The sequence below is a fragment of the Streptomyces sp. NPDC005202 genome (genome assembly GCF_040608235.1).
Classification (GTDB): Bacteria; Actinomycetota; Actinomycetes; order Streptomycetales; family Streptomycetaceae; genus Streptomyces.
The window spans coordinates 1-26,500 of sequence record NZ_JBEXHW010000017.1; the positions used below are offsets into that span (position 1 = coordinate 1).

21 protein-coding genes and 4 pseudogenes are annotated in these 26,500 nt (G+C 71.2%); 17 read left to right on the forward strand and 8 right to left on the reverse strand.

Annotated features, from left to right (window positions below):
- Window positions 1-271: 271 nt before the first annotated feature.
- Window positions 272-631, forward strand: a pseudogene (locus ABZV31_RS23070) (FtsK/SpoIIIE domain-containing protein); the annotation flags it as partial.
- A gap of 19 nt (window positions 632-650) precedes the next feature.
- A pseudogene (locus tag ABZV31_RS23075) lies at window positions 651-1,116 on the forward strand (replication initiator).
- Here ABZV31_RS23075 and ABZV31_RS23080 read toward each other — a convergent pair.
- A complete protein-coding gene (locus tag ABZV31_RS23080; protein ID WP_355896913.1) occupies window positions 1,027-1,974 on the reverse strand; it encodes a recombinase family protein in 948 nt (315 codons plus the stop codon). The pseudogene ABZV31_RS23075 and the gene ABZV31_RS23080 overlap by 90 nt on opposite strands.
- A gap of 292 nt (window positions 1,975-2,266) precedes the next feature.
- On the opposite strand from ABZV31_RS23080, the pseudogene ABZV31_RS23085 reads away from it, so the two are divergent.
- Together ABZV31_RS23085 and ABZV31_RS23090 are read left to right on the forward strand one after the other, a co-directional pair.
- Window positions 2,267-2,389: pseudogene (locus tag ABZV31_RS23085) on the forward strand (EamA family transporter); the annotation flags it as partial.
- Window positions 2,390-2,460: 71 nt separating this feature from the next.
- Window positions 2,461-2,736, forward strand: a complete 276-nt coding sequence (locus tag ABZV31_RS23090) for a DUF1876 domain-containing protein (RefSeq protein WP_355896915.1) — start codon at window positions 2,461-2,463, stop codon at window positions 2,734-2,736.
- 9 nt (window positions 2,737-2,745) lie between these two features.
- Here the strand turns inward: ABZV31_RS23090 and ABZV31_RS23095 are convergent, their stop codons facing one another.
- From ABZV31_RS23095 to ABZV31_RS23110, 4 genes and pseudogenes are all read right to left on the reverse strand, one after another.
- Complete coding sequence (locus tag ABZV31_RS23095; protein ID WP_355896918.1) at window positions 2,746-3,906, reverse strand: serine hydrolase domain-containing protein; 1,161 nt, start codon at window positions 3,904-3,906, stop codon at window positions 2,746-2,748.
- 112 nt (window positions 3,907-4,018) lie between these two features.
- Window positions 4,019-4,465 (reverse strand): organic hydroperoxide resistance protein, encoded by a 447-nt coding sequence (locus tag ABZV31_RS23100; protein WP_355896920.1) that lies wholly within the window; start codon window positions 4,463-4,465, stop codon window positions 4,019-4,021.
- A gap of 128 nt (window positions 4,466-4,593) precedes the next feature.
- On the reverse strand, window positions 4,594-5,067 hold the full coding sequence (locus ABZV31_RS23105) for a MarR family transcriptional regulator (protein ID WP_355896923.1): 474 nt from the start codon (window positions 5,065-5,067) through the stop codon (window positions 4,594-4,596).
- Window positions 5,068-5,128: 61 nt separating this feature from the next.
- A pseudogene (locus ABZV31_RS23110) lies at window positions 5,129-5,233 on the reverse strand (cobalt ABC transporter permease); the annotation flags it as partial.
- Window positions 5,234-5,399: 166 nt separating this feature from the next.
- Between ABZV31_RS23110 and ABZV31_RS23115 the strand changes: the two are divergent.
- Window positions 5,400-5,759, forward strand: coding sequence for an SsgA family sporulation/cell division regulator (locus tag ABZV31_RS23115; protein ID WP_355896926.1), 360 nt, complete (start codon window positions 5,400-5,402; stop codon window positions 5,757-5,759).
- A 59-nt stretch (window positions 5,760-5,818) separates the two neighbouring features.
- On the opposite strand, the gene ABZV31_RS23120 is transcribed toward ABZV31_RS23115, so the two are convergent.
- Both ABZV31_RS23120 and ABZV31_RS23125 read right to left on the reverse strand, forming a co-directional pair.
- Window positions 5,819-7,495 (reverse strand): penicillin-binding transpeptidase domain-containing protein, encoded by a 1,677-nt coding sequence (locus ABZV31_RS23120; protein ID WP_355896928.1) that lies wholly within the window; start codon window positions 7,493-7,495, stop codon window positions 5,819-5,821.
- A gap of 155 nt (window positions 7,496-7,650) precedes the next feature.
- Entirely contained in the window at window positions 7,651-9,273 is a 1,623-nt protein-coding gene (locus ABZV31_RS23125) for a penicillin-binding transpeptidase domain-containing protein (RefSeq protein ID WP_355896930.1), read from the reverse strand.
- 387 nt (window positions 9,274-9,660) lie between these two features.
- Between ABZV31_RS23125 and ABZV31_RS23130 the strand changes: the two genes are divergently transcribed.
- A complete protein-coding gene (locus ABZV31_RS23130; RefSeq protein WP_355896932.1) occupies window positions 9,661-10,929 on the forward strand; it encodes a hypothetical protein in 1,269 nt (422 codons plus the stop codon).
- A 22-nt stretch (window positions 10,930-10,951) separates the two neighbouring features.
- On the opposite strand, the gene ABZV31_RS23135 is transcribed toward ABZV31_RS23130, so the two are convergent.
- Entirely contained in the window at window positions 10,952-12,691 is a 1,740-nt protein-coding gene (locus ABZV31_RS23135) for a phospholipid carrier-dependent glycosyltransferase (protein WP_355896934.1), read from the reverse strand.
- A 132-nt stretch (window positions 12,692-12,823) separates the two neighbouring features.
- Between ABZV31_RS23135 and rsmI the strand changes: the two genes are divergently transcribed.
- The 11 genes from rsmI to ABZV31_RS23190 all read left to right on the forward strand — a co-directional run bounded on the left by rsmI (window position 12,824) and on the right by ABZV31_RS23190 (window position 26,418).
- Window positions 12,824-13,669, forward strand: coding sequence for a 16S rRNA (cytidine(1402)-2'-O)-methyltransferase (gene rsmI / locus ABZV31_RS23140; protein WP_355896937.1), 846 nt, complete (start codon window positions 12,824-12,826; stop codon window positions 13,667-13,669).
- 324 nt (window positions 13,670-13,993) lie between these two features.
- Complete coding sequence (locus tag ABZV31_RS23145) at window positions 13,994-14,413, forward strand: hypothetical protein (protein ID WP_355896940.1); 420 nt, start codon at window positions 13,994-13,996, stop codon at window positions 14,411-14,413.
- 47 nt (window positions 14,414-14,460) lie between these two features.
- On the forward strand, window positions 14,461-15,339 hold the full coding sequence (locus ABZV31_RS23150; RefSeq protein ID WP_355896942.1) for a TatD family hydrolase: 879 nt from the start codon (window positions 14,461-14,463) through the stop codon (window positions 15,337-15,339).
- Between the two features lie 472 nt (window positions 15,340-15,811).
- Window positions 15,812-17,095 (forward strand): ubiquitin-like domain-containing protein, encoded by a 1,284-nt coding sequence (locus ABZV31_RS23155; protein ID WP_355897200.1) that lies wholly within the window; start codon window positions 15,812-15,814, stop codon window positions 17,093-17,095.
- 90 nt (window positions 17,096-17,185) lie between these two features.
- Entirely contained in the window at window positions 17,186-18,052 is an 867-nt protein-coding gene (rsmA, locus tag ABZV31_RS23160) for a 16S rRNA (adenine(1518)-N(6)/adenine(1519)-N(6))-dimethyltransferase RsmA (RefSeq protein WP_355896945.1), read from the forward strand.
- Window positions 18,053-18,955, forward strand: coding sequence for a 4-(cytidine 5'-diphospho)-2-C-methyl-D-erythritol kinase (locus tag ABZV31_RS23165; protein WP_355896948.1), 903 nt, complete (start codon window positions 18,053-18,055; stop codon window positions 18,953-18,955).
- 97 nt (window positions 18,956-19,052) lie between these two features.
- The gene (locus ABZV31_RS23170) at window positions 19,053-19,235 is read left to right on the forward strand and encodes a hypothetical protein (RefSeq protein ID WP_355896951.1); all 183 of its coding nucleotides are present in this window, start codon (window positions 19,053-19,055) and stop codon (window positions 19,233-19,235) included.
- A 152-nt stretch (window positions 19,236-19,387) separates the two neighbouring features.
- Window positions 19,388-21,202: an ABC-F family ATP-binding cassette domain-containing protein gene (locus tag ABZV31_RS23175; RefSeq protein ID WP_355896953.1), complete on the forward strand. Its 1,815-nt coding sequence runs from the start codon at window positions 19,388-19,390 to the stop codon at window positions 21,200-21,202.
- A 338-nt stretch (window positions 21,203-21,540) separates the two neighbouring features.
- Window positions 21,541-23,388, forward strand: coding sequence for a PQQ-binding-like beta-propeller repeat protein (locus ABZV31_RS23180; protein ID WP_355896955.1), 1,848 nt, complete (start codon window positions 21,541-21,543; stop codon window positions 23,386-23,388).
- A gap of 91 nt (window positions 23,389-23,479) precedes the next feature.
- On the forward strand, window positions 23,480-25,414 hold the full coding sequence (locus ABZV31_RS23185) for a PQQ-binding-like beta-propeller repeat protein (protein WP_355896957.1): 1,935 nt from the start codon (window positions 23,480-23,482) through the stop codon (window positions 25,412-25,414).
- Window positions 25,415-25,692: 278 nt separating this feature from the next.
- Entirely contained in the window at window positions 25,693-26,418 is a 726-nt protein-coding gene (locus tag ABZV31_RS23190) for a response regulator transcription factor (RefSeq protein ID WP_355896960.1), read from the forward strand.
- The last annotated feature ends 82 nt before the right edge of the window (window positions 26,419-26,500 follow it).

Below are 26,500 nucleotides of genomic sequence, written 5' to 3' on the forward strand. Positions count from 1 at the left end.
GATCTCCCACAGTCCGTCCGGAACAATCCAACTCCACGTACCCCGCCCCATACCGAGGTCAACGATGCCTCACCACATAGGACACGGTCTAAGACGCCGTCTCAGTTGGCACGGCTTCAGCCGCCTCCCCGGTCCTGGTCCCGCGTCGAGCAAGACCAGGGGGCCACTCGTGCACATTGCGGGCGGGACTACCCCTGATCATGCTCGCCCCCAGACCGGGCAGCCCCCAACCCGCTCCGCCGACCTCGTGGGCTGCCTCGGCTGCACGCATGGGCTCGCGCTCCTGAACGCTACGGCCACGGATCCGCTGGAGCGTCCCGGCACAGCCACCGCACCGGCCGAACTCCTCTCCGCGCTCATCGGCGTCCTGGAGAGCGGCGGCGCCTGGGTGATGAACCTGCGGCTCGTGCCGCACTGGCTCATCGCCGGGGCCACCCGGTCCGGCAAATCCACACTGCTGGCCCGGCTGATCACCCAACTCGCCCCGCAACCCGTCGCCCTGGTCGGCATCGACTGCAAGGGCGGCATGGAACTCGGCCTGTTCGCTGGACGGTTGAGCGCCCTGGCGACCTGCCGGCGTGAGGCAGTCGCCGTGCTCTCGGCTCTGGTGGTCGACATGCAAGACCGCATGGGCGCGTGACCGCGACGCCATTCGCATCGCCCAAGACCCCAATTCCGGCGTTGGCTGGAGCAGATCACCGCAACCGGCGGCTGCGCCCACCCCGTCCACCTCTCCGGTTCCACCAGCGTCCTGGACGCCACGACCGGCGAGATCCTCCACCATTACGACACTCGCACCGAGCCCGGCGAACGCCTCCTCGTCCGCTGCCGCAACCGCCGCGCCACCGTCTGCCCGGCCTGCTCCCGCCTCACGCCGGAGACACCTTCCACCTGGTCCGCGCGGGCCTCCTCGGCGACAAGAACGTCCCCAACACGGTCCGCCATCGTCCCCGGCTCTTCGTCACCCTCACCGCCCCATCCTTCGGGCCCGTATGTCCCCGGCACGATCACCGATCGGCACTGGCGCTACGTCGGCTCCGGCCACACCCCCGGCGCCGCACTCCTGGCCGCTGGAGTTGCCGAAGACATCGCCACGAACCGCGAGATCGCCCGTGAAGAGCGTGAGGTGCCCCGGTGACGAGACGCCACAGCGAGCAGTGGTCTCGGGCCGTCGAGCGCCAGGCGGCCCGCGCGACTGCATCCTGGCCGCCGCCAAGCAGCTCGCGGCCGAAGGTGTCGCATGGCCTGGAAGTCGGCGGTCGTGAAGTCGTCATCGTTGAGCCACAGCTGTTTCAGTTCCTCCAGCTTGGCCCGGTCCTTGTCGTCCGCGAGAACGTCGGCCTCGGGGCGCGTGGTCGTGGCGGGCTCATAGCCTGAGGTGTCCAGCTTGGTCAGCACCTTGATCGTCACGTCCCGCACGAAGTCTTCGAGGGGCCCGGCGGAGACGGAACGGTTGCACTTCTGCTGGCCGGTCTCGTCGGCTCGGGTGCACCGGTAGTAGGCGTACCGACCGCTGTTCGTCCCGGCCATTCGTACCCCGCAGGCGCACGTTGCGACGCCGCGCAGGACGTAACGCCGGGTCGGTCGTTTCTGCTCGTCCCTGGCACGCTCAGCTCGGTACTCCTTGAGCCGCTGGACCTCGTCCCACCGCCCCCGGTCGATGATGGCGGGCCATGCCCCCACTCCCACCTCTTCGCCCTGGTGGATCCGGACGCCTGCGACGAAGTTGGACGACAGCAGGTGACGAACGTTCTCGGGCTGCCACGTCTTGCCCTTGGATGTGGGGATCGAGCGGGCTGTGAGGTCCTGAGCAATGAGGTTCGGCGACTCGCCGTCCAGGTACCGGCGGAAGACCTCGCGGACGATCTTGGCTTCCTCCTCGATGATCGCGCGGCCGTCGCTGGTGTAGCCGCACGGTCGGTTGCTTACGTGCGGCTTGCCCTCACGGGCCTTGTCCTTGAGGGCGTCTTTCAAGCGTCGCGACGTGTCGTCCGAGGAGCCGCACGCGTGTGCAGATGATGTGCCGGATATCTCCGTCCTGCATCGCCTTCAACATCTCTTCCCAACCGGGCCGCTTGCGGTTGCGCTGCCACGCCCCACCATCGCACCGGGCGAGCCCGCAGCCATCTATTGCCGCATCTCGCACGCCAAGGACGAGGATCAGACCGGGGTCGACCCCCAGGAACGCATCTGTCGAGAGATCGCCGAACGGCTCCAGCTCCGTGACTTCGATCGACTCATGAAAACACTGTATGAGCCGGGTATGACATCGATCATCGTGGGCGCGGCGATCGGCGCGGTGTTCTTCAAGGAGCGCTTCGGGGCGCCGCGCATCGCGGCCGCGGGACTCCTGGTCGTCGGCATCGGGCTGATGCCGCACGCCGGTTAGTGGCCGGTCAGTGGGTGCGCGGGCGCGTCCCGTGGCGCACCCTGGAAGCAGGTGTTCCGGAGGTGATCGTCATGATGCACACCGCTGTGGGATGGCATGTCGAGCTGGAGTTCCAGGAGGACGACCAGCACACGCGGGCGGCGGCGATGGTCCGCCTGCCCGACGGGAGCGAGGTACGGGCGCACGGGCGGGCCAGCCGGCACCACACCGACTCCCAACAGCCGCGGGTCGGCGAGGAGATCGCGGGGGCGCGGGCCCTCAACGAGCTCGCCATGCAGCTGCTGAGCAAGGCGCACGGGGAGATCGACCAGGCGTCGGGGCACACGTCGCACCCCATCCACGTCTGAGCCGCAGGGCTACGCCAGGGACGCCCGTACCGCCCGCACCAGCGCCTGCGCCCTCGGGTCCGCCGTCACGCTCTTGCGGAAACCGTTCGTGACGTAGCCGAAGGCGATGCCCGACTCCGGGTCGGCGAAGCCGAGGGCGCCGCCGCGGCCCGGGTGGCCGAAGGATCCCGCGCTCAGCAGGGGCGACGCGGGGCCGTGCAGCATGTAGCCGAGCCCGAACCGGGTGTTCACCACGAGCACGCGGTCCGGGCCCGCGGACTGCTCGGCGCGGGCGAGTTCCATGGTCGCCGGGGTGAACAGGCGCCTGCCGCCGTCCACCTCGCCGATGAGTGAGGCGTAGAAGCGGGCCAGACCGTCGGCCGTGGCGATGCCGTTGGACGCGGGGAGGGCCGCGGCGCGGTAGGCGGGGTCGTTCTCGTCCGGCAGCGGGCTGATCGCGGCGAAGGCGCGCCGCGTCAGCGACTCCGGGTCGGCGTACGCCTCGGCGACCGACCGCTTGGGCCGCGTCTTCAGCCCGCCCGCAGACTGCGGGGCCTCGACCTGCCCCACCCGGCCCACGCGCCCGGTCTCGCTCTCCGGCAGCCCCACCCATAGCGCCGCCGCGACCGGCCCGGCGATCTCGCTCGCGATCCACTCGCCGATCGGGCGGCCCGTGACACGCCGGACCAGCTCCCCCGTCAGCCAGCTGTACGTCTGCGCGTGGTAGCCGTGGTCCGTGCCCGGCTCCCACACGGGGGACTGGGCGGCCACCGCCTCGGCGCCGAGCACCGGGTCGGCGGCCTGCTCCGGTGTCAGCGGCCGGTCCAGTACGGGGACGCCCGCGCGGTGGGCGAGGAGGTCGCGCACGCGGGTCTGCTCCTTGCCCGCCGTCTTGTACTCCGGCCAGTACGTGCCCACCGGCGCGTCCAGGTCCAGCTCCCCGCGCTGGTGCAGCAGCAGGAGTACGGCGGCGGCGACGCCCTTCGTCGCCGAGCGCACGATCTGGGCGGTCCCGCGCTCCCAGGGCTCCGTGCCGTCGACGTCCTTGGCGCCGCCCCACAGGTCGACGACCTTGCGCCCGTCGCGGTACACGGCCACCGCCGCGCCCCGCTCGCCCAGCATCTCGAAGTTCCCGGCGAACGCTTCCCTGACCGGCTCGAATCCCCCGGCCACTGCGCCGTGCGCGTCCACGTCCGCGTTCCTCTCTGCCTCGCCTACGACAGTGCGTGTCGCCTACGACAGCGCGTGTCGCCTACGACAGTGCGTGCAACGTGGACGCTCAGCCTGCGATTCCTGTGTCTCGCTACCCCAGCACGATCGTTACGTCGATGTTGCCGCGTGTGGCGTTGGAGTACGGGCACACCTCGTGGGCCGCGTCCACCAGCTTCGCCGCGAGGTCCGGGTCGAGGACCGGGAGGGAGACGCTGAGGGCGACCGCGAGGCCGTAGCCGCGGTGCTTGTTGGGGCCGATGCCGACCTTCGCGGCGACCGTGGAGCCGGTCAGGTCGTAGCCCGCGCGGTTGCCGACCAGGATCAGCGCGTTGTGGAAGCAGGAGCTGTAGCCGGCGGCGAACAGCTGCTCGGGGTTGGTGCCGTTGCCGTCGCCGCCCAGCGCCAGCGGCATCGCGACCTTCAGGTCGATCTGGCCGTCCTGGCTGGTGACGTAGCCGTCCCGGCCGCCGTGCGCGGTCGCCTCGGCGACGTACATGATCTTCGTCGGGCGGGTGTCGACGGCGGCGCCTTCGATCACGGCGGGACCTCCCCCAGGGCGGACGCAACGGTGGGCAACAAAAAAGTGCACAAGTACATTGCGCACAAGGTACCGACCGGGCGGGAGTTGTCTGTTACCAGGGGGTAGGAACCTGGGGTAACCCCCGGTCAGCGCTCGCGGTCCGCCGCCCCTTCCGCGCGTTCGGCCAGCCGCCACAACTCCTCGCGCAACCGTGCGACCTCGCCTGTGGCAAGCCCCGTTGCCGCGAGCAGGGCGCCGGGTACGCGCGCTGCGCGCTCCCGCAGCTCTTCGCCGCGCCCGGTGACCGCCACGAGCACCGAGCGCTCGTCGCGCGCCGAGCGCTCCCGGCGCACCAGCCCCGCCGCCTCCAGCCGCTTCAGCAGCGGGGAGACCGTGCCGTAGTCGAGCCGGAGGGCGCAGGCCAGCTCCTTGACCGTGGACTCGCCGCGCTCCCAGAGCACCAGCAGGACCAGGTACTGGGGGTAGGTGAGGCCGAGCTCGTCGAGGAGCGGACGGTACGCGGCCGTCACCGCGCGCTGGGCCGCGTAGAGCGCGAAGCACAGCTGGTCGTCGAGAAACAGCGACCCGGCGGCCCCCTTGTCCTCGTCCTGGTTCGTCACGCGCCCATTGTCACGGACCGCGGGTCGAAGCCGAAGGGCAGCTCCAGGCGGTGGGCGCGCAGAGCTCGCGGCGCGCACCGCGCAGGCTCACTGCGAGGGCGCCGGCGGCGACGACTTCGATGGTGGCGGAGGTGGGGGCGTCGATGAATCCGTCAGGTACGTGCACGTTCGATGACAGTGGCTTGTTGCGAACAGGTTGCAAGAGCCATGAAGTCGTGGATTGGTCCCGCGAGACGTTCGGTGTCAGAACGTGAAATCAGGAAATGTGGGACATTGGAGAGAAAGTGGAAGTGCGGCTTCCGCGCAGGTCACTCAGTGTTAGGGGCCGTCCGATGTCTGCAGTCGAACAGTACGCACGGGCCTACATACTCACCGACGACGACATCCAGGATGACCACGGCGCCGTCCCGGTCGTCCTGCGCTACGACCCGGCCGACCCGCGCTCGGTGCAGGTCCGCCTGCCCGGCCCGCACGAGTGGACGTTCTCCCGGTCACTGCTGGAACAGGGCCTGCGCGCCCCGGCCGGCACCGGCGCGGTCCGGGTCTGGCCGTGCGGCCGGGTGCAGGCCATCGTCGAGTTCCACTCCGCACGAGGCGTCTCGGTCGTGCAGTTCGAGACCAAGACGCTGCTCAGATTCCTGCGGCGGACGTACATGGCCGCCGCCACGGCGTCGGCGGTGGCGCACCGGTGAGTGGGCAGGACCCCGTGATGCGGCAGCGCACGGATGCCTCGGTGGGGCGCCGGTGAGGCTCAGCTGCCCATCTTCAGCAGCGCCGCCACGATCGGGCCCGCCGTGTCGCCGCCGTGGCCGCCCGCCTGGACGACGCCCGCGGCCGCGAGGTCGCCGCGGTAGGCGGTGAACCAGCCGTTCGGCTTCTTCTGGCCGTCGACCTCCGCGGAGCCGGTCTTCGCGCCGTAGTCCGGGCCGAGGCCGGACATGGCCTGGGCGGCGGTGCCGTACGCGGCGGTGTACTGCATCAGCTCGCGCAGCTGGGAGAGCGTGGACGCGGACATCGTGCGGGAGGCCGTGGCCAGCTTGCGGTGGTCGACCGACGGGGACACCAGGTACGGCTGGTGGAAGACGCCCGCCTTGACCGTCGAGGCGACCGACGCCATGTTCAGCGGGTTCATGCGGACCCCGCCCTGGCCGATGAGGGAGGCGGCCATCTGCGCTGCGCTCTGCACCGGCACCGCGCCGTCGAAGGACGGGACGCCGATCGCCCAGTTGTCCCTCGACAGGCCGAAGACCTGCTGGGCCTGCTGCGTCAGGTCGGCGTTCTTCAGCTTCTTCGCCTGACTGATGAAGGCCGTGTTGCAGGAGCGCGCGAAGCTCGCCTTGAACGTGCCGCCCTTGATCTCGAAGTCGTTGTCGTTGTGGAACTTCCAGCCGCCGTACGTGAAGGTCTTCGGGCACGGGTGCGCCTTGTCGGCCGACGCCAGGCCCTTCTCGATCAGCAGCGACGAAGTAATGATCTTCATCGTGGAGCCGGGGGCCAGCGAGCCCTGGAACGCCGTGTTGAAGCCGTGGCTGGTGTTCGCCACCGCGAGGATCTCACCGGTCGACGGGCGCATCACCACGACCGACGCCCGCTCCTGCTTGGCCACCTGCTGCTCGGCGGCCGCCTGGAGGGTCGGGCTCAGCGTCGTCTTCACCGTGCCCGGGGTGCCCTTGCTCAGCTCGACGAGCGTCTTGTCGGACAGCTTGGCCGTCCTCGCCGCCTTGCCGCGGACCACGCGCAGCTCGATGCCCGCCTTGCCACCCGCCGTCTTGCCGTACTTCTCGCGCAGCCCGTCCAGCACGGTGCCGAGCGAGGGGTACTTGGCGGCAGTCAGCTCGCCGCCGTCCCGGTCCAGCGCCTTCACCGGCGGGGTCCCGGACTCGCCGGTGACCAGCGTGTCGCCGTCCCTCAGGTCGGGGTGGACGACGGAGGCGTGCCAGTCGACGACCGGCTTGCCGTCCGTGGTGCGCCGGACGACGGTCAGCGCGCTGTCGTACGCCAGCGGCTTGGTCAGGCCCCTGTACGACACCGTCGCCTTCACGGAGAACGGCACCTTGGCGCCGGTGCGGGTACCCGGGGTCAGCGTGACGTCCTTGAGGTGGGCGTCCTTGGTGTAGCCGGTCAGCAGGGCCGTGGCCGCCGCGGAGTCGCTCGTCGCGGCCGCCGCCTCGGTCGCCCTGCCCTGCTGCCAGGCCGTCAGGAACCGCTCGGCGGTGGTCTGCACCTCGGTCGCCGACAGCGGACCGGACTTCACCGCCTTGTGGCCGCCGGCCGCCGACGCCGTCTGCGTCCGGCCCTCGGCCGAGGCCCCGCTGCCGTACAGCGTGTAGACGCCCAACGCGGCGCCGCCGACGACCACGGCGATCAATCCGCCGACCACGGCGGGTCTCGTCTTTCGTCGCTCGGCGACGCGCCTTCTCTTGCCCACTGCCTTCCGTTCCTTCGCGAATCCTCAGGGCCCCCGCTGCCCTCGTTTCCCTCACGCTCCCCAACGACGGCAACCACCCTAGAGTCCCGTCCTGTGGGGGTGAGTTCAGTCACCCGTCCGTAGCAGAGCTGCGACAATCGGCCAGGCGATGCATTTCAGCCGCCCGTGCGCAGCACGGCCGCCACGATCGGGCCCGCCGCGTCGCCGCCGTGTCCGCCCTCCTGGGTCATGGCGGCGGCCGCCATGTCGCCCCGGTAGCCCGTGAACCAACTGTTGGACCTGGCCTGCCCGTCGACCTCGGCGGATCCGGTCTTCGCGCCGATGCTGCCGGTCAGCCCGGACATCGCGGCGGCCGCGGTGCCGCTGGTGGCGGTGCGGTTCATCATCTGCCGCAGCTGGGCGACCGTGGTTGCCGACAGGCCCTTGGCCTGCGCCACTTCGCGGTCGTCGAGCTTGGGCGAGACGATGAGCGGCTGCAGGAACCTGCCCGTCATGGCGGTCGCCGACACCGACGCCATGTTCAGCGGGCTCATCTGGACCTGCCCCTGGCCGATCAGGTTGGCCGCCGTGTCCGGGCCGCCGGAGGCGGGTACCGAGCCGTCGAAGGACGGGATGCCGACCTTCCAGTTGTCCCGGCCCAGCCCGAAGCGCTCCTCGGCCTCCTTGGTCAGGGAGTCCACCTTGACCGAGTCCGCGTACTTGACGAAGGCCGTGTTGCAGGAGCGGGCGAAGCTCTGGGAGAGGGTGGCGTGCTTGTCCGGGGTCATGCCCTTGAGGTTGTGGAAGGTCTGGCCCTGCCACATCGCGTCGGGAGGACAGGGCGCGGGCCCGCTCGCCGTCGTGATCCCGTTGTCGATAAGGGTGGCCGCGCTGATGATCTTCATCGTCGAGCCGGGGGCGAGCCGACCGAGGAACGCCGCGTTCCAGCCGTCGTTGCGGTGGTTGGCGACCGCCAGCACCTCACCGGTGGACGGCTTCACCGCCACGACGGACGACTCGGCGTACCGCTGCACCGCCCGCTCGGCCGCCGCCTGCGCGCTCGCGCTCAGGGTCGTGGGCAGCTTGCCCGCCCGGCCCTTGGCGAGGGTGAGCAGCGTGGTCTCGGCGGCGTTCGTGTCCGCGTGCCGGATGCTCAGCTCGACGGCGGGGGTGCCGCCCGCCCTGTCGCCGTACTTGGCGCGCAGCTCGTCCAGGATGGGGCCGAGGGACGGGTACTTGTCCCGCGTCAGGACGGCGCCGTTGCGGTCGACGGCCTGGATCGGCGGGCTGGCCGACTCGCCGGTGACGAGCGTGTCGCTTTTCCTGAGCTCGGGGTGCACGACGGACGGCTGCCAGTCGACCAGCGGGCGGTGCGTGGACGTACCGCGCACGACCGTCAGCCGGCTGCGGTAGGCGAGGGGCTCGGACTTCCCGCCGTACGACACCGTCGCCCGCACCGAGAAGGGCACGGTGGTGCCGGAGGCGGCCCCCGGCGTGATCTTCACATCCGTGATGTGCGCGGCCTGGCCGTAGGCCGTCAGCAGCTCCTCGGCCGCATCGGGGAAGTTCGTGTACGACGCCGCCTTCGCCGCCTGCTCCTTCTCCCAGGACGCGAAGAACTTCGCCGACGTCTCCTTCACCTCGTCCCGGCTCGGCGGCCCGGTCTTTACGGGCACCGGCCCGCCGAGACCCCCGTCACCGTGCAGCGCGGACACGACGTTGAACGCCCCGTACCCGGCCCCGCCCACCATCACGGCGAACACCCCGCCGACGACGGCGGCCTTCACCCCCTTGCGCATGACGCGCTCCCCTCCCCGCTTCAGTCCTCCGCACTGTAAGTGGCGTGAGGGGGGAGCTGTGAGGGGTGTTGCCGGATGTTGTCCGAAGAGAGATCAGCCCGCTGACCCGGACCCCGGCATCAGTCACATACATGAACGCGGGACCTGTGACGGCCATATCCGCGGCCACCGGCCCTGTGTGAACAGCTCCCCTTTGCGCCGCGCCGACGGCGGGGGGAAACTGACAATGGCAGTTGCGTCATGGGAACTAGTACACGATTTTCTGCTCGAGCGAATTCACTATTCCAGGCGCGGTGCCGTGACACCCCTCGCATCCTATGGGCACCGTGTGACCTCCTCGAGACGCAGCCTCGCCGTTCTCCCCGGATCCGCGGACGGAGCGGTGCGATGTACTCATTCCTGCGCAACCTGAGAGCGTCTGCCCTGGCGTTGATGGGTGTCTTCACGTTGCTGGCCGCACAGTCGGCCGATGCGGCCGTTCCGGTCCGGGCCGGGCGGGCCCCGTTGCCGCAAGTCTCTTGCGGATGGCCTGCCGTGGTGAACCCCAGCAGGTTGAATTTCGCCTTTCCCGAGACCAACGCGACGTACTGGCTGATGCCTTACCATCTCGGGCAAAGTGATCAAATGCTGGTGGACGGGACGTACCCCTCCGCCCGGTTCACGTCGCTGACGTCGTACGACGTCAAGGGATCGCCCATCGATTCGCTCGCCGACTATCAGATCGCCGCGAGCCCGGGCAGCCGGAACCCGTTCAGCGACCCGAATGCGGGTACGAACTCCGCGCAGCACAAATACCAGGTCACGCTGAAGGCAGGGGTTGCGGCGGGCTCCGGGAAAAACACGCTGGCTGCCACCAACGGGAACGCCACGTCTGGAACGGGAATTCTGGCGTTGCGGGTCTATGTGCCCGCCAAGGCCTCCGATCCCGCGGGTGACGTCCCCCTTCCCTCACTGTCCGTACACCGGAAGGACGGCAGCGTCCACTCGATTTCGACGTGCGCCAAGGCGGATTCGACGCAGGGGCCCGCCGGTCCGCTGGTCGGGTACCTCAAGCAGTTGGTGAAGGACAACGCCCCGCCCGGGGGATTCGAGGGATGCGGGAAGTCCAGCACGAAGAGCCCGGGCTTCGCCACGCCCAACAAGACGTCCGGCCTGTTCCCCAATCCTTACAACAAGTACCTGTGCACCCCGATCTCCTACGAGTCCGGCCGCGTAGTCATTGTCCGCGGAAAGGCGCCCACATTCCCCAACACCCAGGCAGGACAATCCGTTCTGACAAAGACCCAACTCAGGTACTGGTCCATCTGTCAGAACCAGTGGCAGCTCCCGTACCCCTCCAGCAGTTGTGCCGCGGACTATCAGACGGCCCTGGACAAGGACGGGCGCTACACCTTCGTGGTCTCCACCCCGCAGGACCGCCCTGCCAACGCGACCGCGGACAACAAGGTGACGTGGATCTCCTGGGGCCCCACCAACGTCGACGGCATCCTGATCTTCCGCAACATGCTGCCGGCAGCGGACTTCCACAACGCCGTTCAGGATGTCAAGCAGGGCCAGAACCCCGCACCCGTCATGGGCGACTACTTCCCGACCATCACCTACTGCACCAAGGCCACGTTCGACAAGGGCGGACCGGACGCCTGCCCGGCGCCCTAGGCGGACGGGCGCGCCGGCCCGGCTAGACCCACGTGTCCAGCCACATCCGCGACCGCCACGAGTCGAGCGGGATGGCCGTACCGGTGTACAGGGGCCAGAAGTAGATGAAGTTCCAGGCGATCAGCAGGACCAGGACGCCCGCGCCCGTGGCGCCCGCGACGCGGCGGGTGTCGGTCGAGCCGGATGGGCCGATGATCGCGCCGATCAGCATGGCCACCGCCAGGCACAGGAAGGGCACGAAGACGACGGCGTAGAAGAAGAAGATCGTGCGCTCCTGGTACAGGAACCAGGGCAGGTAGCCGGCCGCCACGCCGCAGGCGATCGCGCCCGCCCGCCAGTCGCGGCGGAAGAACCAGCGCCACAGGACGTACAGGAGCGCGGCGCAGGCCGCCCACCACAGCATCGGCGTGCCGAGGGCGAGGACCTCGCGGGCGCACTTCTGGCCGGCGTTCACGGGGCAGCCGTCCGTGCCGGGTGAGGGGGACTCGTAGAAGTACGACACCGGGCGGCCGTCGACGATCCAGCTCCAGGGGTTGGACTGGTAGGTGTGCGGCGAGGACAGGCCGACGTGGAACTCGTACACCTGGTGCTCGTAGTGCCACAGGCTGCGCAGACAGGCCGGCAGCCAGGTCCAGTGGCCGCCCTTGCCGTCGGTCACCGCCCAGTTGCGGAAGTAGCCGCCGCTGCCGTCGGTGGGGGAGAGGATCCAGCCGATCCAGGAGACCAGGTAAGTGGCGATCGCGACCGGGACCGTGGCCAGGAACGTGATGCCCGTGTCCCGCTTCAGCACCGCCCGGTACGGGTGGCGGGCGCCGGCGACCTTGCGGGAGCCGGCATCCCACAGTACGGCCATCACGCAGAAGGCGGCCAGGATGTACAGGCCGTTCCACTTGGTGCCGATCGCCAGGCCCAGCAGCAGGCCCGCCGCCCAGCGCCAGGGGCGGCGGCCGAGGCGGGTGGTTTCAGCCGTGTGCGCGTCGGGGCGGACGCGGCCGTCGGCGTCGGCCGGGAGCGCGGCGGCGAGTTTCTCGCGTGCCCGGTCGCGGTCGACGAGCAGGCAGCCGAACGCGGCCAGCACGAAGAACATCAGCACGCCGTCGAGCAGCGAGGTGCGGCTCATCACGAAGTGCAGGCCGTCCACCGCCATCAGCGCGCCCGCCAGGCAGCCGAGGAAGGTGGAGCGGAACAGCCGGCGGCCGATGCGGCACAGCAGCAGCACCGACAGCGTGCCGAGCAGCGCCGTCATGAAGCGCCAGCCGAACGGGTCGAACCCGAAGACCAGCTCGCCGAGGCCGATGACGTACTTGCCGACCGGTGGGTGCACCACGTACGCCGCGTCGGAGGGGATGGTGACGTGGCCGCCCGTCTTGAGGATCAGGCCGTTGGCGTTCTTGTCCCAGTTGACCTCGAAGCCGCGGTGGACGAGCGCCCAGGCGTCCTTGGCGTAGTACGTCTCGTCGAATATCACCGCCTTCGGGCTGCCCAGGTGCCAGAACCGCATCACCCCCGCCACCAGCGTCACCAGCAGCGGACCGCCCCAGCCCGACCAGCGGGTGATGCGGTCGGCGAGCGTCCGCGGGATGCCGAAGGCCGCCCACAGACGCGGGCTTGGCTCCGCGTACGGCGGCACCAGCCGGTCGCGGACGTCGCTTGTGGGCCCCGCCGAGTAGCCGAAACGGCGCAGCCGCTGCTGCCACGACGGCCGCTGGTCGTGCGGGGCCGGGCCCTGCCGGGTGTCCGTGGAGGACGCGGTACTGGTCACCGCGCCATCGTAGGGAACCGTTCTGTGTGAGTCCCGTGCATGGGCGGTACCGGTCGGGATGCGTCCGCCGCCGGGCGGGTGCGGCGGTGGCCGGATGCCGTCGCTGCAGGCCGCCCCTGAGAGGATGGCGGCGTGACAGGAACCCTTGTTTTGGCGGGCACTCCCATCGGCGACATCCAGGACGCGCCGCCCCGGCTCGCCGAGGAGCTGGCCGGAGCGGACGTCGTTGCCGCCGAGGACACGCGGCGGCTGCGCCGGCTGACGCAGGCGCTGGGCGTGCAGCCCAAGGGGCGCGTCGTGTCGTACTTCGAGGGCAACGAGTCCGCCCGTACGCCGGAACTGGTCGAGGAGCTGCTGGGCGGCGCGCGGGTGCTGCTCGTGACCGACGCGGGAATGCCGTCCGTGTCCGACCCCGGCTACCGGCTGGTCGCGGCGGCCGTCGAGAAGGACATTCGCGTCACCGCGGTGCCCGGTCCGTCCGCGGTGCTCACCGCGCTGGCGCTGTCCGGGCTGCCGGTCGACCGGTTCTGCTTCGAGGGGTTCCTGCCGCGCAAGGCGGGCGAGCGGCTGTCCCGGCTGCGGGAGGTCGCCGGCGAGCGGCGCACGCTGGTCTACTTCGAGGCTCCGCACCGGCTCGTCGACACGCTCGCCGCGATGGCCGAGGTGTTCGGTGCCGAGCGGCGGGCCGCCGTCTGCCGGGAGCTGACCAAGACGTACGAGGAGGTCCGGCGGGGCGGGCTGGGGGAGCTGGCCGCGTGGGCCGCGGAGGGCGTGCGCGGCGAGATCACGGTCGTGGTCGAGGGCGCGCCCGAGAAGGGGGCCGAGGAGGTCGGCGCCGAGGAGCTGGTGCGGCGGGTGCGGGTGCGCGAGGAGGCGGGGGAGCGGCGCAAGGAGGCGATCGCGGCGGTCGCGGCGGAGGCGGGGGTGCCGAAGCGGGCGGTGTTCGACGCGGTGGTGGCCGCGAAGTATTCGGGGTGACGCCGCGGTGTGCCTGCGGTGCGTTGGGGGTCGGGGGCTCCCGCCGTCCGGCGGGTGCGGGTTTCTTCGTGGCGGGCGTTGTTGTTGTCCCAGGGGGCGTACTCCCTCTGAGCAGCTCGCATCTCGCATGAGCGTGCGCCCCATCAGGGGGCAAAGGGCTGTCTGGAAAGGCAAAGCAAGACCGGGCGTCCGGGGGCGGTTTGGCAAGCATCGTCCAAATCGCCTCCAACACTCGACAGGGCCTGATGCGTGCGCGCTGGTGAAGGCGTCCACTGGGGGAACGGGACGTACCCGTCCGTTGTCCAGCGGACAAGAGGAGCTGGCATGAGCGAGATCGCAGGGCAGACCGGCCACCGTGGTGCGGCGACCGGCGTCGTCAACGAGTCGTACTCCTTCGCCTGCATGCGATGCGGGCACGGCTGGGAGCAGTCGTACGCGATAGAGCACCACACCGACGGCGACGGCAACGAGTTCGTGCTGTACGTGGCGGACGGCCGGGTTGTTCCGTCTCCGCTGAGCCGACCCAGCTGCCAGAACTGCGACGGTCACGTCGTCCGGATCATGCGGGCGGGGCAGGTGTCGTCCGTGCAGCACCAACTGCACCGGCACGACCGCCCGGCGGGACCCGTGGTGGACCCGGCGTCGAAGTCTCCGTCCGGGGAGGCGGCGGCAGCCCGGAAGCAGAGGGACCACCACTGGCACCTTTCCGATCTCCTGCACCCGTTCCAGCGCAAGGCGGGATGACGCGCTCCCGGAGCTGGGAGGGCATGCCCCTTTCGTAGGATCGGGGCATGCCTTCGAACGCCGACAAGAACGCGGCGCCGCCGCTCCCGGAGCCCCTCCGGATACCGGTGGCCGACTCCCACACCCACCTCGACATGCAGTCCGGCACGGTCGAGGAGGGCCTCGCCAGGGCCGCGTCCGTGGGGGTGACGACGGTCGTCCAGGTCGGCTGCGACATCAAGGGCTCGCGCTGGGCCGCCGAGACGGCCGCCGCCCACGAGAGCGTCCACGCGACGGTCGCTCTGCACCCGAACGAGGCCCCGCGCATCGTCCACGGCGACCCCGACGGCTGGTCCCGGCAGGGCGCGCGCGAGCCGGGCGGGCAGGCCGCGCTGGACGAGGCGCTCGCCGAGATCGACCGGCTGGCCGCGCTGCCCCAGGTCAAGGGCGTCGGCGAGACGGGCCTGGACTACTTCCGCACCGGGCCGGAGGGCAAGGCGGCGCAGGAGCGGTCCTTCCGCGCCCACATCGAGATCGCCAAGCGGCACGGCAAGGCCCTGGTCATCCACGACCGCGACGCCCACGCCGACGTCCTGCGCATCCTCAAGGAGGAGGGTGCCCCCGAGCGCACCGTCTTCCACTGCTACTCGGGCGACGCCGAGATGGCCGAGGTGTGCGCCCGCGCGGGCTACTTCATGTCCTTCGCCGGCAACGTCACCTTCAAGAACGCCCAGAACCTGCGGGACGCCCTCGCTGTGGCCCCGCTGGAACTGGTCCTCGTGGAGACCGACGCGCCCTTCCTGACGCCGGTGCCGTACCGCGGACGGCCCAACGCCCCGTATCTCATTCCGGTCACGGTGCGGGCGATGGCCGCCGTGCGCGGCATCGACGAGGACGCGCTGGCGACGGCCCTCGCGTCGAACACGGCACGCGCCTTCGGCTACTGACACATAACCGGCGGATAACGCTCACAAGGGCTCACCTCGGGCCCGGTCGCAACCGTGCGTAGCCGTGCCGCTTTGGAGAGTGACGAACGCTCCGCTAGGTTCTGGGGGCCCGATCCGGACCCTCGGACCCCTTGGCCCTCTGGAGCGTGTCGGTGTGAGCAATTCGCAGTATGAGACGTACGAGACCTACGGCCCGAGCGCGAGCCCGGGTCCGGAACCGGACCCGGAACCGCCGGCGTACGGTGCCTTCGGCGTGCCCGGCGGTGCGCAGCTCGGCGGGCAGGGTGATCTGCACCCCGGCGGGCAGGGCGATGTGCACGGTGCCGAGACGCTGTCCTACGGGGCGTTGGGCTACGGGCCGTACGAGGCTTACGGGTCTTACCCGGCATACCCGGCATACCCGGCATACGAGGAATACGAGGAATACGAGGAATACGGGGCCTACGAGGTCTACGAGGAGCCCGAGACCGAGATGTCCGGCACCACCGGGGCCTCGGTGACCTACGAGGACACGTACCGGCCCGCGTACGAGGGGGCCGAACCCGTGGTTCCGCGTCAGGGGCGGAGTGCGCCGGCGGGAGAGGCGCGGGCGCCCGGTGTGCACACCGGCGGAGCCGGGAGGCGGGGCGCACGTCGGCGCAGGGCGCGGTACACGGAGCGTCCGGAGACGAGCGTGCGCCGGCTGCTGCCGCAGGCGCTGGTCGTGGCCTTCCTGGCGGGCGGCACCACCGCGTTCGTCGCCCAGGACAAGGCGATCGAGCTCAGCGTCGACGACAGGCCGCGCACCCTGCACACCTTCGCCGACGACGTGTCCGAGCTGCTCGCCGACGAGGGTGTGCAGGTGGGCGCGCACGACGTGGTGGCTCCCGCGCCCGGCGCGGCACTCGCCAGCGGCGACGAGGTCGCCGTGCGCTACGGGCGGCCCGTACGGCTCACGCTCGACGGACACCGGCGCGAGGTGTGGACAACGGCGCGCACGGTGGACGGGGCGCTCAGACAGCTGGGGGTGCGCGCGGAGGGGGCCTATCTGTCGACCTCGCGCTCTCAGCGCATCGGACGCGCCGGGCTCGCGCTCGACGTGCGCACCGAGCGCACGGTGACGATCATGGTGGACGGCCGTGCGCGCACCCTCCGCACCAACGCGGCGACCGTGCGGGAGGCGGTGGAGGAGGCCGGGATCACCCTGCGGGGCCAGGACACCACCTCGGTCCCGCCGGACAGCTTCCCGCGCGATGGGCAGACGGTCACCGTGCTGCGGATCACCGGGATGCGGGAGGTCCGGGAGGAGCCGATCCCCTTCCTCGTGCAGCGCACCGCCGACCCCTCGCTGTTCAGGGGCACGGAGGTCGTGGAGCGGGCGGGGCAGCCGGGGATGCGCCGGGTCACGTACTCCCTGCGCACCGTCAACGGCGTGCAGGAGAGGCCACGGCGCATCGAGTCCGAGGTGGTGCGCGAGCCGCGGCCGCAGATCGTGAAGGTCGGCACCAAGCCGCATCCGCCGTCGGTGCAGGGCGCGGACCACCTCGACTGGCAGGGGCTCGCGGCCTGCGAGTCCGGGGGGCGCCCCGATGCGGTGGATCCCTCGGGCACGTATGGGGGGCTGTACCAGTTCGACACGCGGACCTGGCACAGCCTAGGCGGCACGGGCCGGCCGCAGAACGCCCCGGCGGAGGAGCAGACGTACCGGGCGAAGAAGCTGTACGTGCGGCGGGGGGCGAGCCCTTGGCCGCATTGTGGGGGGCGGTTGCACGAATAGCGGGCCGGCCGCGGGCAGCCCCGTGGCCGAGCCCGGCCGAACCAAGCCCGGCCGAACCGAGGCCACCCCCGGGCCCCGTACCCTTGGTCCGTGAGCAGCCCCACCCCCGACGCCCTCCTGGGCCCCGCCGACGTCCGTGAGCTGGCGGCAGCCCTCGGCGTGCGCCCCACCAAGCAGCGCGGCCAGAACTTCGTGATCGACGCGAACACGGTCCGCCGCATCGTCCGCACCGCCGACGTCCGCCCCGACGACGTGGTCGTCGAGGTCGGCCCGGGGCTCGGCTCCCTCACCCTCGCGCTGCTGGAGGTCGCCGACCGCGTCACCGCCGTCGAGATCGACGACGTACTCGCCGCCGCGCTGCCCGCGACCATCGCGGCCCGCATGCCGGACCGCGCCGACCGGTTCGCCCTCGTCCACTCCGACGCGATGCACGTGACCGAGCTGCCGGGCCCCGCCCCGACCGCGCTGGTCGCAAACCTGCCGTACAACGTCGCCGTCCCCGTGCTGCTGCACATGCTCGACACCTTCCCGAGCATCCAGCGCACCCTCGTCATGGTGCAGGCGGAGGTCGCCGACCGGCTCGCCGCCGCCCCCGGCTCGAAGGTGTACGGCGTGCCGTCGGTCAAGGCCAACTGGTACGCCGAGGTCAAGCGGGCCGGCGCCATCGGCCGCAACGTCTTCTGGCCCGCGCCGAACGTCGACAGCGGGCTGGTCTCGCTCACCCGGCGGGCCGAGCCCCTCAAGACCACGGCCTCCAAGGGCGAGGTGTTCGCCGTCATCGACGCGGCGTTCGCCCAGCGGCGCAAGACCCTGCGGGCCGCGCTCGCCGGCTGGGCCGGGTCCGCTGCTGCTGCCGAGGCGGCCCTGGTCGCCGCCGGTGTCTCGCCGCAGGCGCGGGGCGAGTCCCTGACCGTCGAGGAGTTCGCGCGTATCGCCGAGCACAAGGAGACCGAGTAAGTGAGCGTGACGGTACGCGTCCCGGCCAAGGTCAACGTCCAGCTCGCGGTGGGCGCCGCCCGCCCCGACGGCTTCCACGACCTGGCGAACGTCTTCCTGGCGGTCGGCCTGTACGACGAGGTCACGGTGACCCCGTCGCCGGACGGGCTGCGGATCACGTGCGCGGGGCCGGACGCCGGCCAGGTGCCCCTGGACCGTACGAACCTGGCCGCCCGCGCGGCCCTGGTGCTCGCCGAGCGATACGGCCGTACGCCCGACGTGCACATCCACATCGACAAGGACATCCCGGTCGCCGGCGGCATGGCGGGCGGCAGCGCGGACGGCGCGGGCGCGCTGGTGGCGTGCGACGCGCTGTGGGGGACGAACGCCTCCCGCGACGAACTCCTGGACATCTGCGCCGAGTTGGGCAGTGACGTGCCGTTCAGCCTGGTGGGCGGGGCGGCGCTGGGCACCGGGCGGGGCGAGCAGCTCAGGGCGCTGGAGGTGGGCGGCACCTTCCACTGGGTGTTCGCGATGGCCCACCGCGGGCTGTCGACCCCGGCGGTCTTCCGGGAGTTCGACCGGCTCGGCGCGGGCACGGACATCCCCGAGCCCGTCGCCTCCCAGGACCTGCTCGACGCGCTGGCCAAGGGCGACGCCGACGCGCTCGCCGCCGCCGTCTCCAACGATCTGCAGCCCGCCGCGCTGTCCCTCTTCCCCGACCTCGCCGACACCCTCGCGGCGGGGCGCTCCGCGGGTGCCCTCGCCGCGCTGGTCTCGGGCTCGGGGCCGACCACGGCGTTCCTCGTACGGGACACCGGTGCCGCGGCGCAGGTGGCGGAGGCGCTGCGGGCGTCCGGCACGTGCCGCAGCGTGCGCACGGCGTCGGGGCCGGTGCCGGGTGCCACCGTGGTCGACCAATAGGCCGACTGCCCCGTAATTCGGCTGCCCCGGCCGGTGCCGTCTGCTTAAGCTCCGTCGGCCGTTTCCGCCGGGAACGGGTGGAAGGGGGCGCGTATACATGGGTGTTCCGGAAGCCGGGCAGCTCGTCACGGCCGTACGGCGCGGTGACGTCGAGCTGGTCCGACAGCTGCTGGAGGGCGGGACCGATCCGGACACGCTCGACGAGACCGAGGGCGTCCCGGTGCTGTGCTCCCCGTCGGTCCCGTCGACGGGGAGCACCCGAGGGACTCGTGGCTGCTGATGGCGGTGTGGCGCTACCAGCGGCGCCTGGAGGCGGCGGCGGCCGGGGACGCCGACTGAGCCGCGGGCGGGTCCGGCGGGGCGACGCCCGATCGGCGCACCCCGCCTCCGACTACCCTGGAGGGTCGATCGATCCCCCGGGGCAGGAGTGAAATGGCCGTCAACCTGGTCAATGTCGAGAACGTCAGCAAGGTGTACGGCACGCGTGCCCTGCTCGACGGCGTCTCGCTCGGCGTGTCCGAAGGGGACCGGATCGGGGTCGTCGGGCGGAACGGAGACGGCAAGACCACGCTGATCCGGATGCTGGCCAGGCTGGAGGAGGCCGACTCCGGGCGGGTCACGCACGCCGGCGGGCTGCGACTCGGGGTGCTCACGCAGCACGACTCCCTCGATCCCGAGGCGACCGTCCGGCACGAGGTCATCGGTGATCTGGCCGACCACGAGTGGGCGGGCAACGCCAAGATCCGCGACGTGCTGACCGGACTGTTCGGCGGCCTCGACCTGCCCGGGTTCCCCAAGGGACTCGACACGGTCATCGGGCCGCTGTCCGGTGGCGAGCGGCGGCGGATCGCGCTCGCCAAGCTGCTCATCGAGGAGCAGGACCTGATCGTCCTCGACGAGCCCACCAACCACCTCGACGTTGAGGGCATCGCCTGGCTTGCCCGCCACCTGCAGAACCGGCGCTCCGCGCTGGTGTGCGTGACCCACGACCGGTGGTTCCTCGACCAGGTGTGCACGCGCATGTGGGACGTGCAGCGCGGCACCGTGCACGAGTACGAGGGCGGCTACTCCGACTACGTCTTCGCCCGCGCCGAGCGCGAGCGCATCGCCGCCACCGAGGAGGCCAAGCGGCAGAACCTCGTCCGCAAGGAGCTGGCCTGGCTGCGGCGCGGTGCGCCCGCCCGTACGTCCAAGCCGCGCTTCCGCGTCGAGGCCGCCAACGAGCTGATCAAGGACGTGCCGCCGCCGCGCGACAGGTCCGAGCTGATGAAGTTCGCCTCGTCGCGGCTCGGCAAGACCGTCTTCGAACTGGAGGACGTGAGCGTCCAGGCGGGTCCCAAGATGCTGCTCAAGCACGTCACCTGGCAGCTCGGGCCCGGCGACCGCGTCGGCCTGGTCGGTGTCAACGGCGCCGGCAAGACCTCCCTCCTGCGTGCCATGGCCGAGGCGGCATGGACGGAGGGCGAGGCACAGCCGGCGGCCGGGCGGATCGCCGTCGGCAGGACCGTCAAGCTCGCCTACCTGTCCCAGGAGGTCGCCGAACTCGACCCGGACTGGCGGGTCCTGGAGGCCGTGCAGCGGGTGCGTGAGCGCGTCGACCTCGGCAAGGGGCGCGAGATGACCGCCGGGCAGCTGTGCGAGACGTTCGGCTTCAACAAGGAGAAGCAGTGGACGCCGGTCGGCGACCTGTCCGGCGGTGAGCGGCGCCGGCTGCAACTGCTGCGCCTGCTCATGGACGAGCCCAACGTCCTCTTCCTCGACGAGCCCACCAACGACCTCGACATCGAGACCCTCACCCAGCTCGAGGACCTCCTCGACGGCTGGCCCGGCTCGATGATCGTCATCTCCCACGACCGGTTCTTCATCGAGCGCACCACCGACGTGGTGTACGCCCTGCTCGGCGACGGCACGCTGCGGATGCTGCCGCGCGGCGTCGACGAATACCTGGAGCGGCGGCAGCGGATGGAGCAGCAGGCCGCGGCGGCCGCCGCGGCTGCCGCGCCCGCCCCGGAGAAGGCCGCCGCGGAGAAGAGCGCCGCAGAACTGCGCGCCGCCAAGAAGGAGCTCCAGAGGGTCGAGCGGCAGCTGGACCGGATCGCCGAGAAGGAGTCCCGGCTGCACGCCCAAATCGCCGAGAACGCCACGGACTTCGAGAAAGTCGCCCAACTCGACGCCGAGCTGCGCGACTTGGCGGAGGAGCGGGAAAAGCTGGAGATGCGCTGGCTGGAGCTCGCCGAGGACGCGTAACACCCCGCACGCCCCGCGCCACGACTCGCACGCCGTGGGCCCACGACTCGCACGCCGTGGGCCCATGACTCGCACGCCCCCGCGCCCATGGCTCAGAAGCCGCGGCGCGGGGCCGAGTTGGTGCGCCGCGTTGCGTGCGCCCCCGTGAAGGGGGCGTGAAGGCCCGTAACGAGGACATCACGGGCCGGTCCTCCCTTGGGAACAGGGGGCGGATCCGGCCCGGTGGGCTGTCGGTGGCGAGTGATAGAAAGAGCCGTCTGAGAACTGTATGAAGTACGACTCTGGGTCCATCACGTACCTCAGGGCGTGGCTAAAAATCAGTGAGGGGGAACGCGCTGATGACTCAGCCGCCCAACCAGCCGCCGCAGGGCGGCTTCCAAGCACCGCAGGATCAGCCTCCGCAGCAGCCGCCGCAGGGCGGCGGATTCGGGGCTCCCCCCACCCCGCCCGCGCAGGGCGGTTTCGGCGCTCCTCAGGATCCGCGCCAGGGGACGGCTCCGTCTCCCGCTCAGCCGCCCCAGACCCCGCCGCCCCCGCAGGCTCCGCCCTCCGGCTCGCCGCAGCCCCAGCCCGGCTACGGCTACCCGCAGCAGCCCGGCCCCTACGCCCAGCCGGGCCCGTACGGCGCGCCCGCCGCGCCCGGACCGTACGAGCAGCCGCAGCAGCCGGGGCCGTACGGACAGCAGCCCGGTTACGGCTACCCGCAGCCGCAGTTCCCGGGCGCGCCCGGCACCCCGCCGCCCGGCGGCGGCTCCCGCAACCCCTTCAAGGGCAGGCCCGCCGTCGTCATCGGGGCCGCGGTGGCGGCGCTGCTCGTGGTCGGCGGCACCGTGTGGGCCGTCACCAGCGGCGGCGACGGCGGCAAGAAGAAGCCGGTCGCCGAGAAGAGCGGCGACTCCAAGGCCTCCGCCTCCGACGCCCCGGTCAACCCCGGGGACGGCAGCGGCGACGGCGGCAAGGACCCGGAGAACCTCAACGAGGGCCGCAAGCCCGGTGAGGCGAAGGTGCTCTGGTACAAGGAGGCGCCGGACGCGCCCGGTTCCGGCGCCGACGCCCCCGGCATGTGGATCACCGACAAGGCCGCGGTGAAGGCGGCGTACAAGCAGGTCTTCGCCTACAACGTCGGTGACGGCAACCCCACCTGGGCCCCCATCACCTTCCCGCAGAAGATCTGCGCGGTGACCCCGGAGAAGTCGGCCGACGACAAGGTCGTCGTGGCGTACATGAGCGGCAGCAGCGACCGCGCCAAGTGCAACCAGCTCCAGCAGATCGATCTGAACACCGGCAAGAAGGGCTGGAGCGCCAAGGTCTCCGACGGCGAGCTGTTCGACAGCACGATCACCATCGAGCTGTCCGTCACCGGCAAGACGCTGATGGTGGGCCGCTCGCAGTCGGGTACGGCGTACGACGTCGACACCGGCAAGAAGCTGTTCGACAAGCAGAAGTACGGCGAGGCCTGCTTCCCGACCGCCTTCGCGGGCGGCGCCCGGCTGATCTCCGTCGCGTCCTGCGGCGCCGGCGGCACGAACGCGCACGACGAGGTGCAGGAGCTCGACCCGGCCACCGGCAAGGCCAAGTGGACCAAGAAGATCCCCAAGGGCTGGACGGTCGAGCGCACCTACTCCGTCGACCCGGTGATCCTCTACTCGACCAACAAGGACAAGAAGCACTGGAACATCTCGACCCTGAACAACGACGGCTCGATCCGCTCCCAGGTCGACACCAAGGCTTCCTTCGACCCCAAGTGCGGCTTCGCCATCCTCGACCGCGACCTCCAGGGCTGCCAGGGCGTCGCCTCCGACGCCGGCACCCTCTACCTGCCGACCGAGGCCTCCAGCGGCCCCAACGAGATCGTCGCGATCAATCTCTCCACCGGTAAGGAGAAGTGGCGGGTCAAGTCCCCCGCGGACACCTCGATGATGCCGATCAAGGTGGAGAACGGGAGGCTCATCGCCTATGTCGAGCCGTCGTACGACGCGGGCGGCCAGGTCGTGTCCGTGCCGACGAGCGGTTCGAGCCACACGACGACGAAGCTGCTGCAGAACCCGCAGGGCACCGCGCAGATCGAGGACGGCTTCTTCTCGCGGGACGTCGACTGGGTCGACGGGCGCTTCTACATCTCCACCACCCGGCTGAGCGGCAACGACCAGACGAAGGAGAAGTTGATGCTCGCCTTCGGCAAGTGAGGCGGGCCGGCCGCCCCCGGGCGGCCGGCGCTCCCGCGCCGTTTCGATCACCCGGCTTCTCCCGTCCCCGTCCCCCAGAGGTGCACCCGTCATGACCCAGCCGCCCCCGCCGCCCCACCAGCCGCCGCAGCAGGGCGGTTTCGGCCCGCCCCAGCACCAGCCGCCCCAGCAGCCCCCGCAGGCCCCCCAGGCCCAGCCCCAGCCTCCGCAGGCTCCCCAGGGCCGGCCCCAGCCCCCGCAGACCCCGCCGCCCGCGGGCGCGCCGAACTTCGCCAAGGCCCCGGAGCCGGCGCCGGGTTACGGCTACCCGCAGGCCCCCCAGCCGCCCCAGGGCGCCCCGCAGACGCCTCCGCCCCCGGCCCCGCCGGCCGGACCGCCGCAGCCGCAGCCCGGTTACGGCTACCCACAGGCGCCGCAGGCCCCCCAGACGCCCCCGGGCTACGGCTACCCCGGCCAGCAGCCGAACCCGTACGCCCAGCAGCCGGGCCCATACGGCGCACCGCAGCCCGGTTACGGCTACCCGGGCCAGCCGACCGTGCCGCTGCAGCCGCAGGCCGCGCAGCCGGCCGGTGGCGGACGGAAGTTCAACGCGCAGCTGGCGATCATCGTCGCGGCGGTGGTGGCGATCGCGCTGATCATCAGCGGCGGTGTCTGGTACGCGAAGTCGTCCGGCAACGACAACGGCAAGAAGGACACCGCGAGCTCCAGCGGCGGCACCGGCGGCAAGGACGACAAGGGCGGCACCGGCGGCACCTCCTCCGGCGGCAAGGAGAAGGTGCCCTCCGACCCCGCCGCCAAGGTCCTCTACCAGGTGCCAATGCCCGACGTGAACGACACGGTCGTCACCTCCGGCTCGTGGCTCACCGACAAGGTGTACGCCAAGAGCGGCGTCGCCGAGATCGTCGGCTACGACCCCGACAAGGGCACCAAGCTGTGGACGATCAAGCTGCCCGGCCCGGTGTGCAAGGCCAGCGCCCACACCACGTCGGACAACAAGACCGCGATCGTGTACGAGCCCGCCATGCCGACCAAGGCCCAGCCGTCGCACGGCTGCAGCCAGGTCGCGGCGATCGACCTCGACGCCGGCAAGAAGCTGTGGACGCAGACCGTCAAGTCCGGTGACCAGCTGGTCGGCCTGGACAACGTCACCGTCAGCGCGAGCACGGTCGCCGTGGGCAGCACCAGCGGCGGCGCCGCGTTCGACATCGCCACCGGCAAGACCCTGTGGGCCCCCAAGCCGACCGACACCTGCTACGACGCCGGCTACGGCGGCGGCGACAAGCTGGTGGCGGTGCGCAAGTGCGGCTCGTACGACCAGCGTCAGCTGCACATCCAGACCATCGACCCGAAGTCCGGGAAGGTGATCTCGGAGTACAAGATGTCGCAGGGCATCGAGTACGCGGCCATCGTGTCGACCAACCCTCTCGTCGTGGCCGCCGACGTCGGCGACAGCGCGGGCGACGGCAGCGGCATCTCGGACTTCTTCTCCATCGACAACAAGACCGGCAAGCTGCGCGCCCACATCTCGGCGCCGGGCGACAAGTACGCGGCCCGCTGCGACGGCATCACCAAGATCGAGTACTGCACCGGGCTCGCGGTCGGCAACGACAAGCTGTACGTGCCGACCGAGGAGCACGACGGCACCGGCCAGTACAGCAAGACCAACGAGATCGTCGCGTTCGACCTCGCCACCGGCCGGCAGACGGGCCAGCGCGCGGACGCGGGCGACGGCTACACGATCTCCCCGCTGCGCATGGACGGCAGCAACGTCATCGCCTACAAGCGCCCGCCCTACGACAAGGGCGGCCAGATCGTGAGCATCGACGGCAGCAGCTTCAAGGAGACCAAGCTGCTGGAGAACCCGTCCACCGAGGCGGTGCGCGACGCGGAGACCAGCATGTCCCCGGACTACGCGGAGTTCCGCTACGCGCAGGGCCACCTGTACATGTCTGCGGTTTTCGCCCACAAGTCGACGTCGTCGTCCGGCAAGGAGTACCTGGTGCTGGCCTTCGGCACAGGCGGCTGACCCCGCCGTACGGCCGCCCCCCCCCCGCACGGCCCCGCCCCTGCTCAGGGGCGGGGCCGTGCGCGTACCGCTCATCACCCTCGAATGCGAGGAATGCCAGAAAGTCCGTCGATCCGGGACACTTCTCGCCGGTAGGGGCAGCGCAATGTCGAACAAGCGTGTAGCTTCCGGGGGCATGAAGGGCGGGTGTGCCGGGGGGCCACTGCCCGTGGGGCTGTCAGTGGTGTCCAGTGGGCATCCATAGTGGGCATCCGTGGGGGGACTGGGGGGGTTGCTCGATGGGAGTGCGGCTCATGGTGGTCGACGACCACCGACTGCTCGCCGAGGCGCTGGCCTCGGCGCTGAAGCTGCGGGGACACCGGGTACTGGCTGCGGCGGCGCCCGCCGCGGGCGCGGCGGACCTGGTGATCGCCAGGGCACCGGAGGTGTGCCTGCTGGGCACGGCGACACCGGCCGAGCCGGGAATCTTCGACCCGGTGGCCAAGATCAAGCGCGAGCGTCCTCAGGTGGCGGTCGTGGTGCTGGGCCCCGTCCCGTCGCCGCGCGGCATCGCGGCGGCCTTCGCCGCGGGCGCCTCCGGCTACGTACGCCATGACGAGCGCATAGAGGGCGTCGAACGAGCGATCATGAAGGCCCGGGCGGGCGAGGCCGCGGTGGCCCCCCAACTGCTCCAGGGCGCCTTCAGCGAGTTGCTGAACCCGGCCGCCCAACCCGACGACGAGGGCCAACGCCTCCTGCAGATGCTGACCCCGCGCGAGGTCGAGGTGCTGGTCAGGGTCGCCGAGGGCGAGGACACCAGGCTGATCGCGGCGGGGATGGGCATCGCACCCAGCACGGCACGCACGCATGTGCAGCGGGTCCTGATGAAGCTCGGCGTCGGCTCGAGGCTGGAGGCAGCGGCCTTGGCGGCGCGCACGGGGTTGCTGGACCGCGCGGGCCCCCTTCCGCACGCCGCACCCGCGGCACCTCCGGCCCCGGAAACGGAACCGGGGCCGGAGTCGTAGGGACTCCGGGCCCGTCGGACCGCGAGCGCTCGTGGCGCCCGGCTGCGGACAGTCACTTCCGCCCAGCGGGAAGGCACCCCGC

Bases quoted from the DNA above. Each gene is read 5' to 3' on its own strand.
- ABZV31_RS23190 (WP_355896960.1), top strand. From the start codon at position 25,693: ATGGGAGTGCGGCTCATGGTGGTCGACGACCACCGACTGCTCGCCGAG.
- ABZV31_RS23145 (WP_355896940.1), top strand. From the start codon at position 13,994: ATGAGCGAGATCGCAGGGCAGACCGGCCACCGTGGTGCGGCGACCGGC.
- ABZV31_RS23130 (WP_355896932.1), top strand. From the start codon at position 9,661: ATGTACTCATTCCTGCGCAACCTGAGAGCGTCTGCCCTGGCGTTGATG.
- ABZV31_RS23150 (WP_355896942.1), top strand. From the start codon at position 14,461: ATGCCTTCGAACGCCGACAAGAACGCGGCGCCGCCGCTCCCGGAGCCC.
- ABZV31_RS23170 (WP_355896951.1), top strand. From the start codon at position 19,053: ATGGGTGTTCCGGAAGCCGGGCAGCTCGTCACGGCCGTACGGCGCGGT.
- ABZV31_RS23090 (WP_355896915.1), top strand. From the start codon at position 2,461: ATGATGCACACCGCTGTGGGATGGCATGTCGAGCTGGAGTTCCAGGAG.
- ABZV31_RS23185 (WP_355896957.1), top strand. From the start codon at position 23,480: ATGACCCAGCCGCCCCCGCCGCCCCACCAGCCGCCGCAGCAGGGCGGT.
- ABZV31_RS23180 (WP_355896955.1), top strand. From the start codon at position 21,541: ATGACTCAGCCGCCCAACCAGCCGCCGCAGGGCGGCTTCCAAGCACCG.
- ABZV31_RS23125 (WP_355896930.1), bottom strand. From the start codon at position 9,273: ATGCGCAAGGGGGTGAAGGCCGCCGTCGTCGGCGGGGTGTTCGCCGTG.
- ABZV31_RS23115 (WP_355896926.1), top strand. From the start codon at position 5,400: ATGTCTGCAGTCGAACAGTACGCACGGGCCTACATACTCACCGACGAC.
- ABZV31_RS23155 (WP_355897200.1), top strand. From the start codon at position 15,812: ATGTCCGGCACCACCGGGGCCTCGGTGACCTACGAGGACACGTACCGG.
- ABZV31_RS23175 (WP_355896953.1), top strand. From the start codon at position 19,388: ATGGCCGTCAACCTGGTCAATGTCGAGAACGTCAGCAAGGTGTACGGC.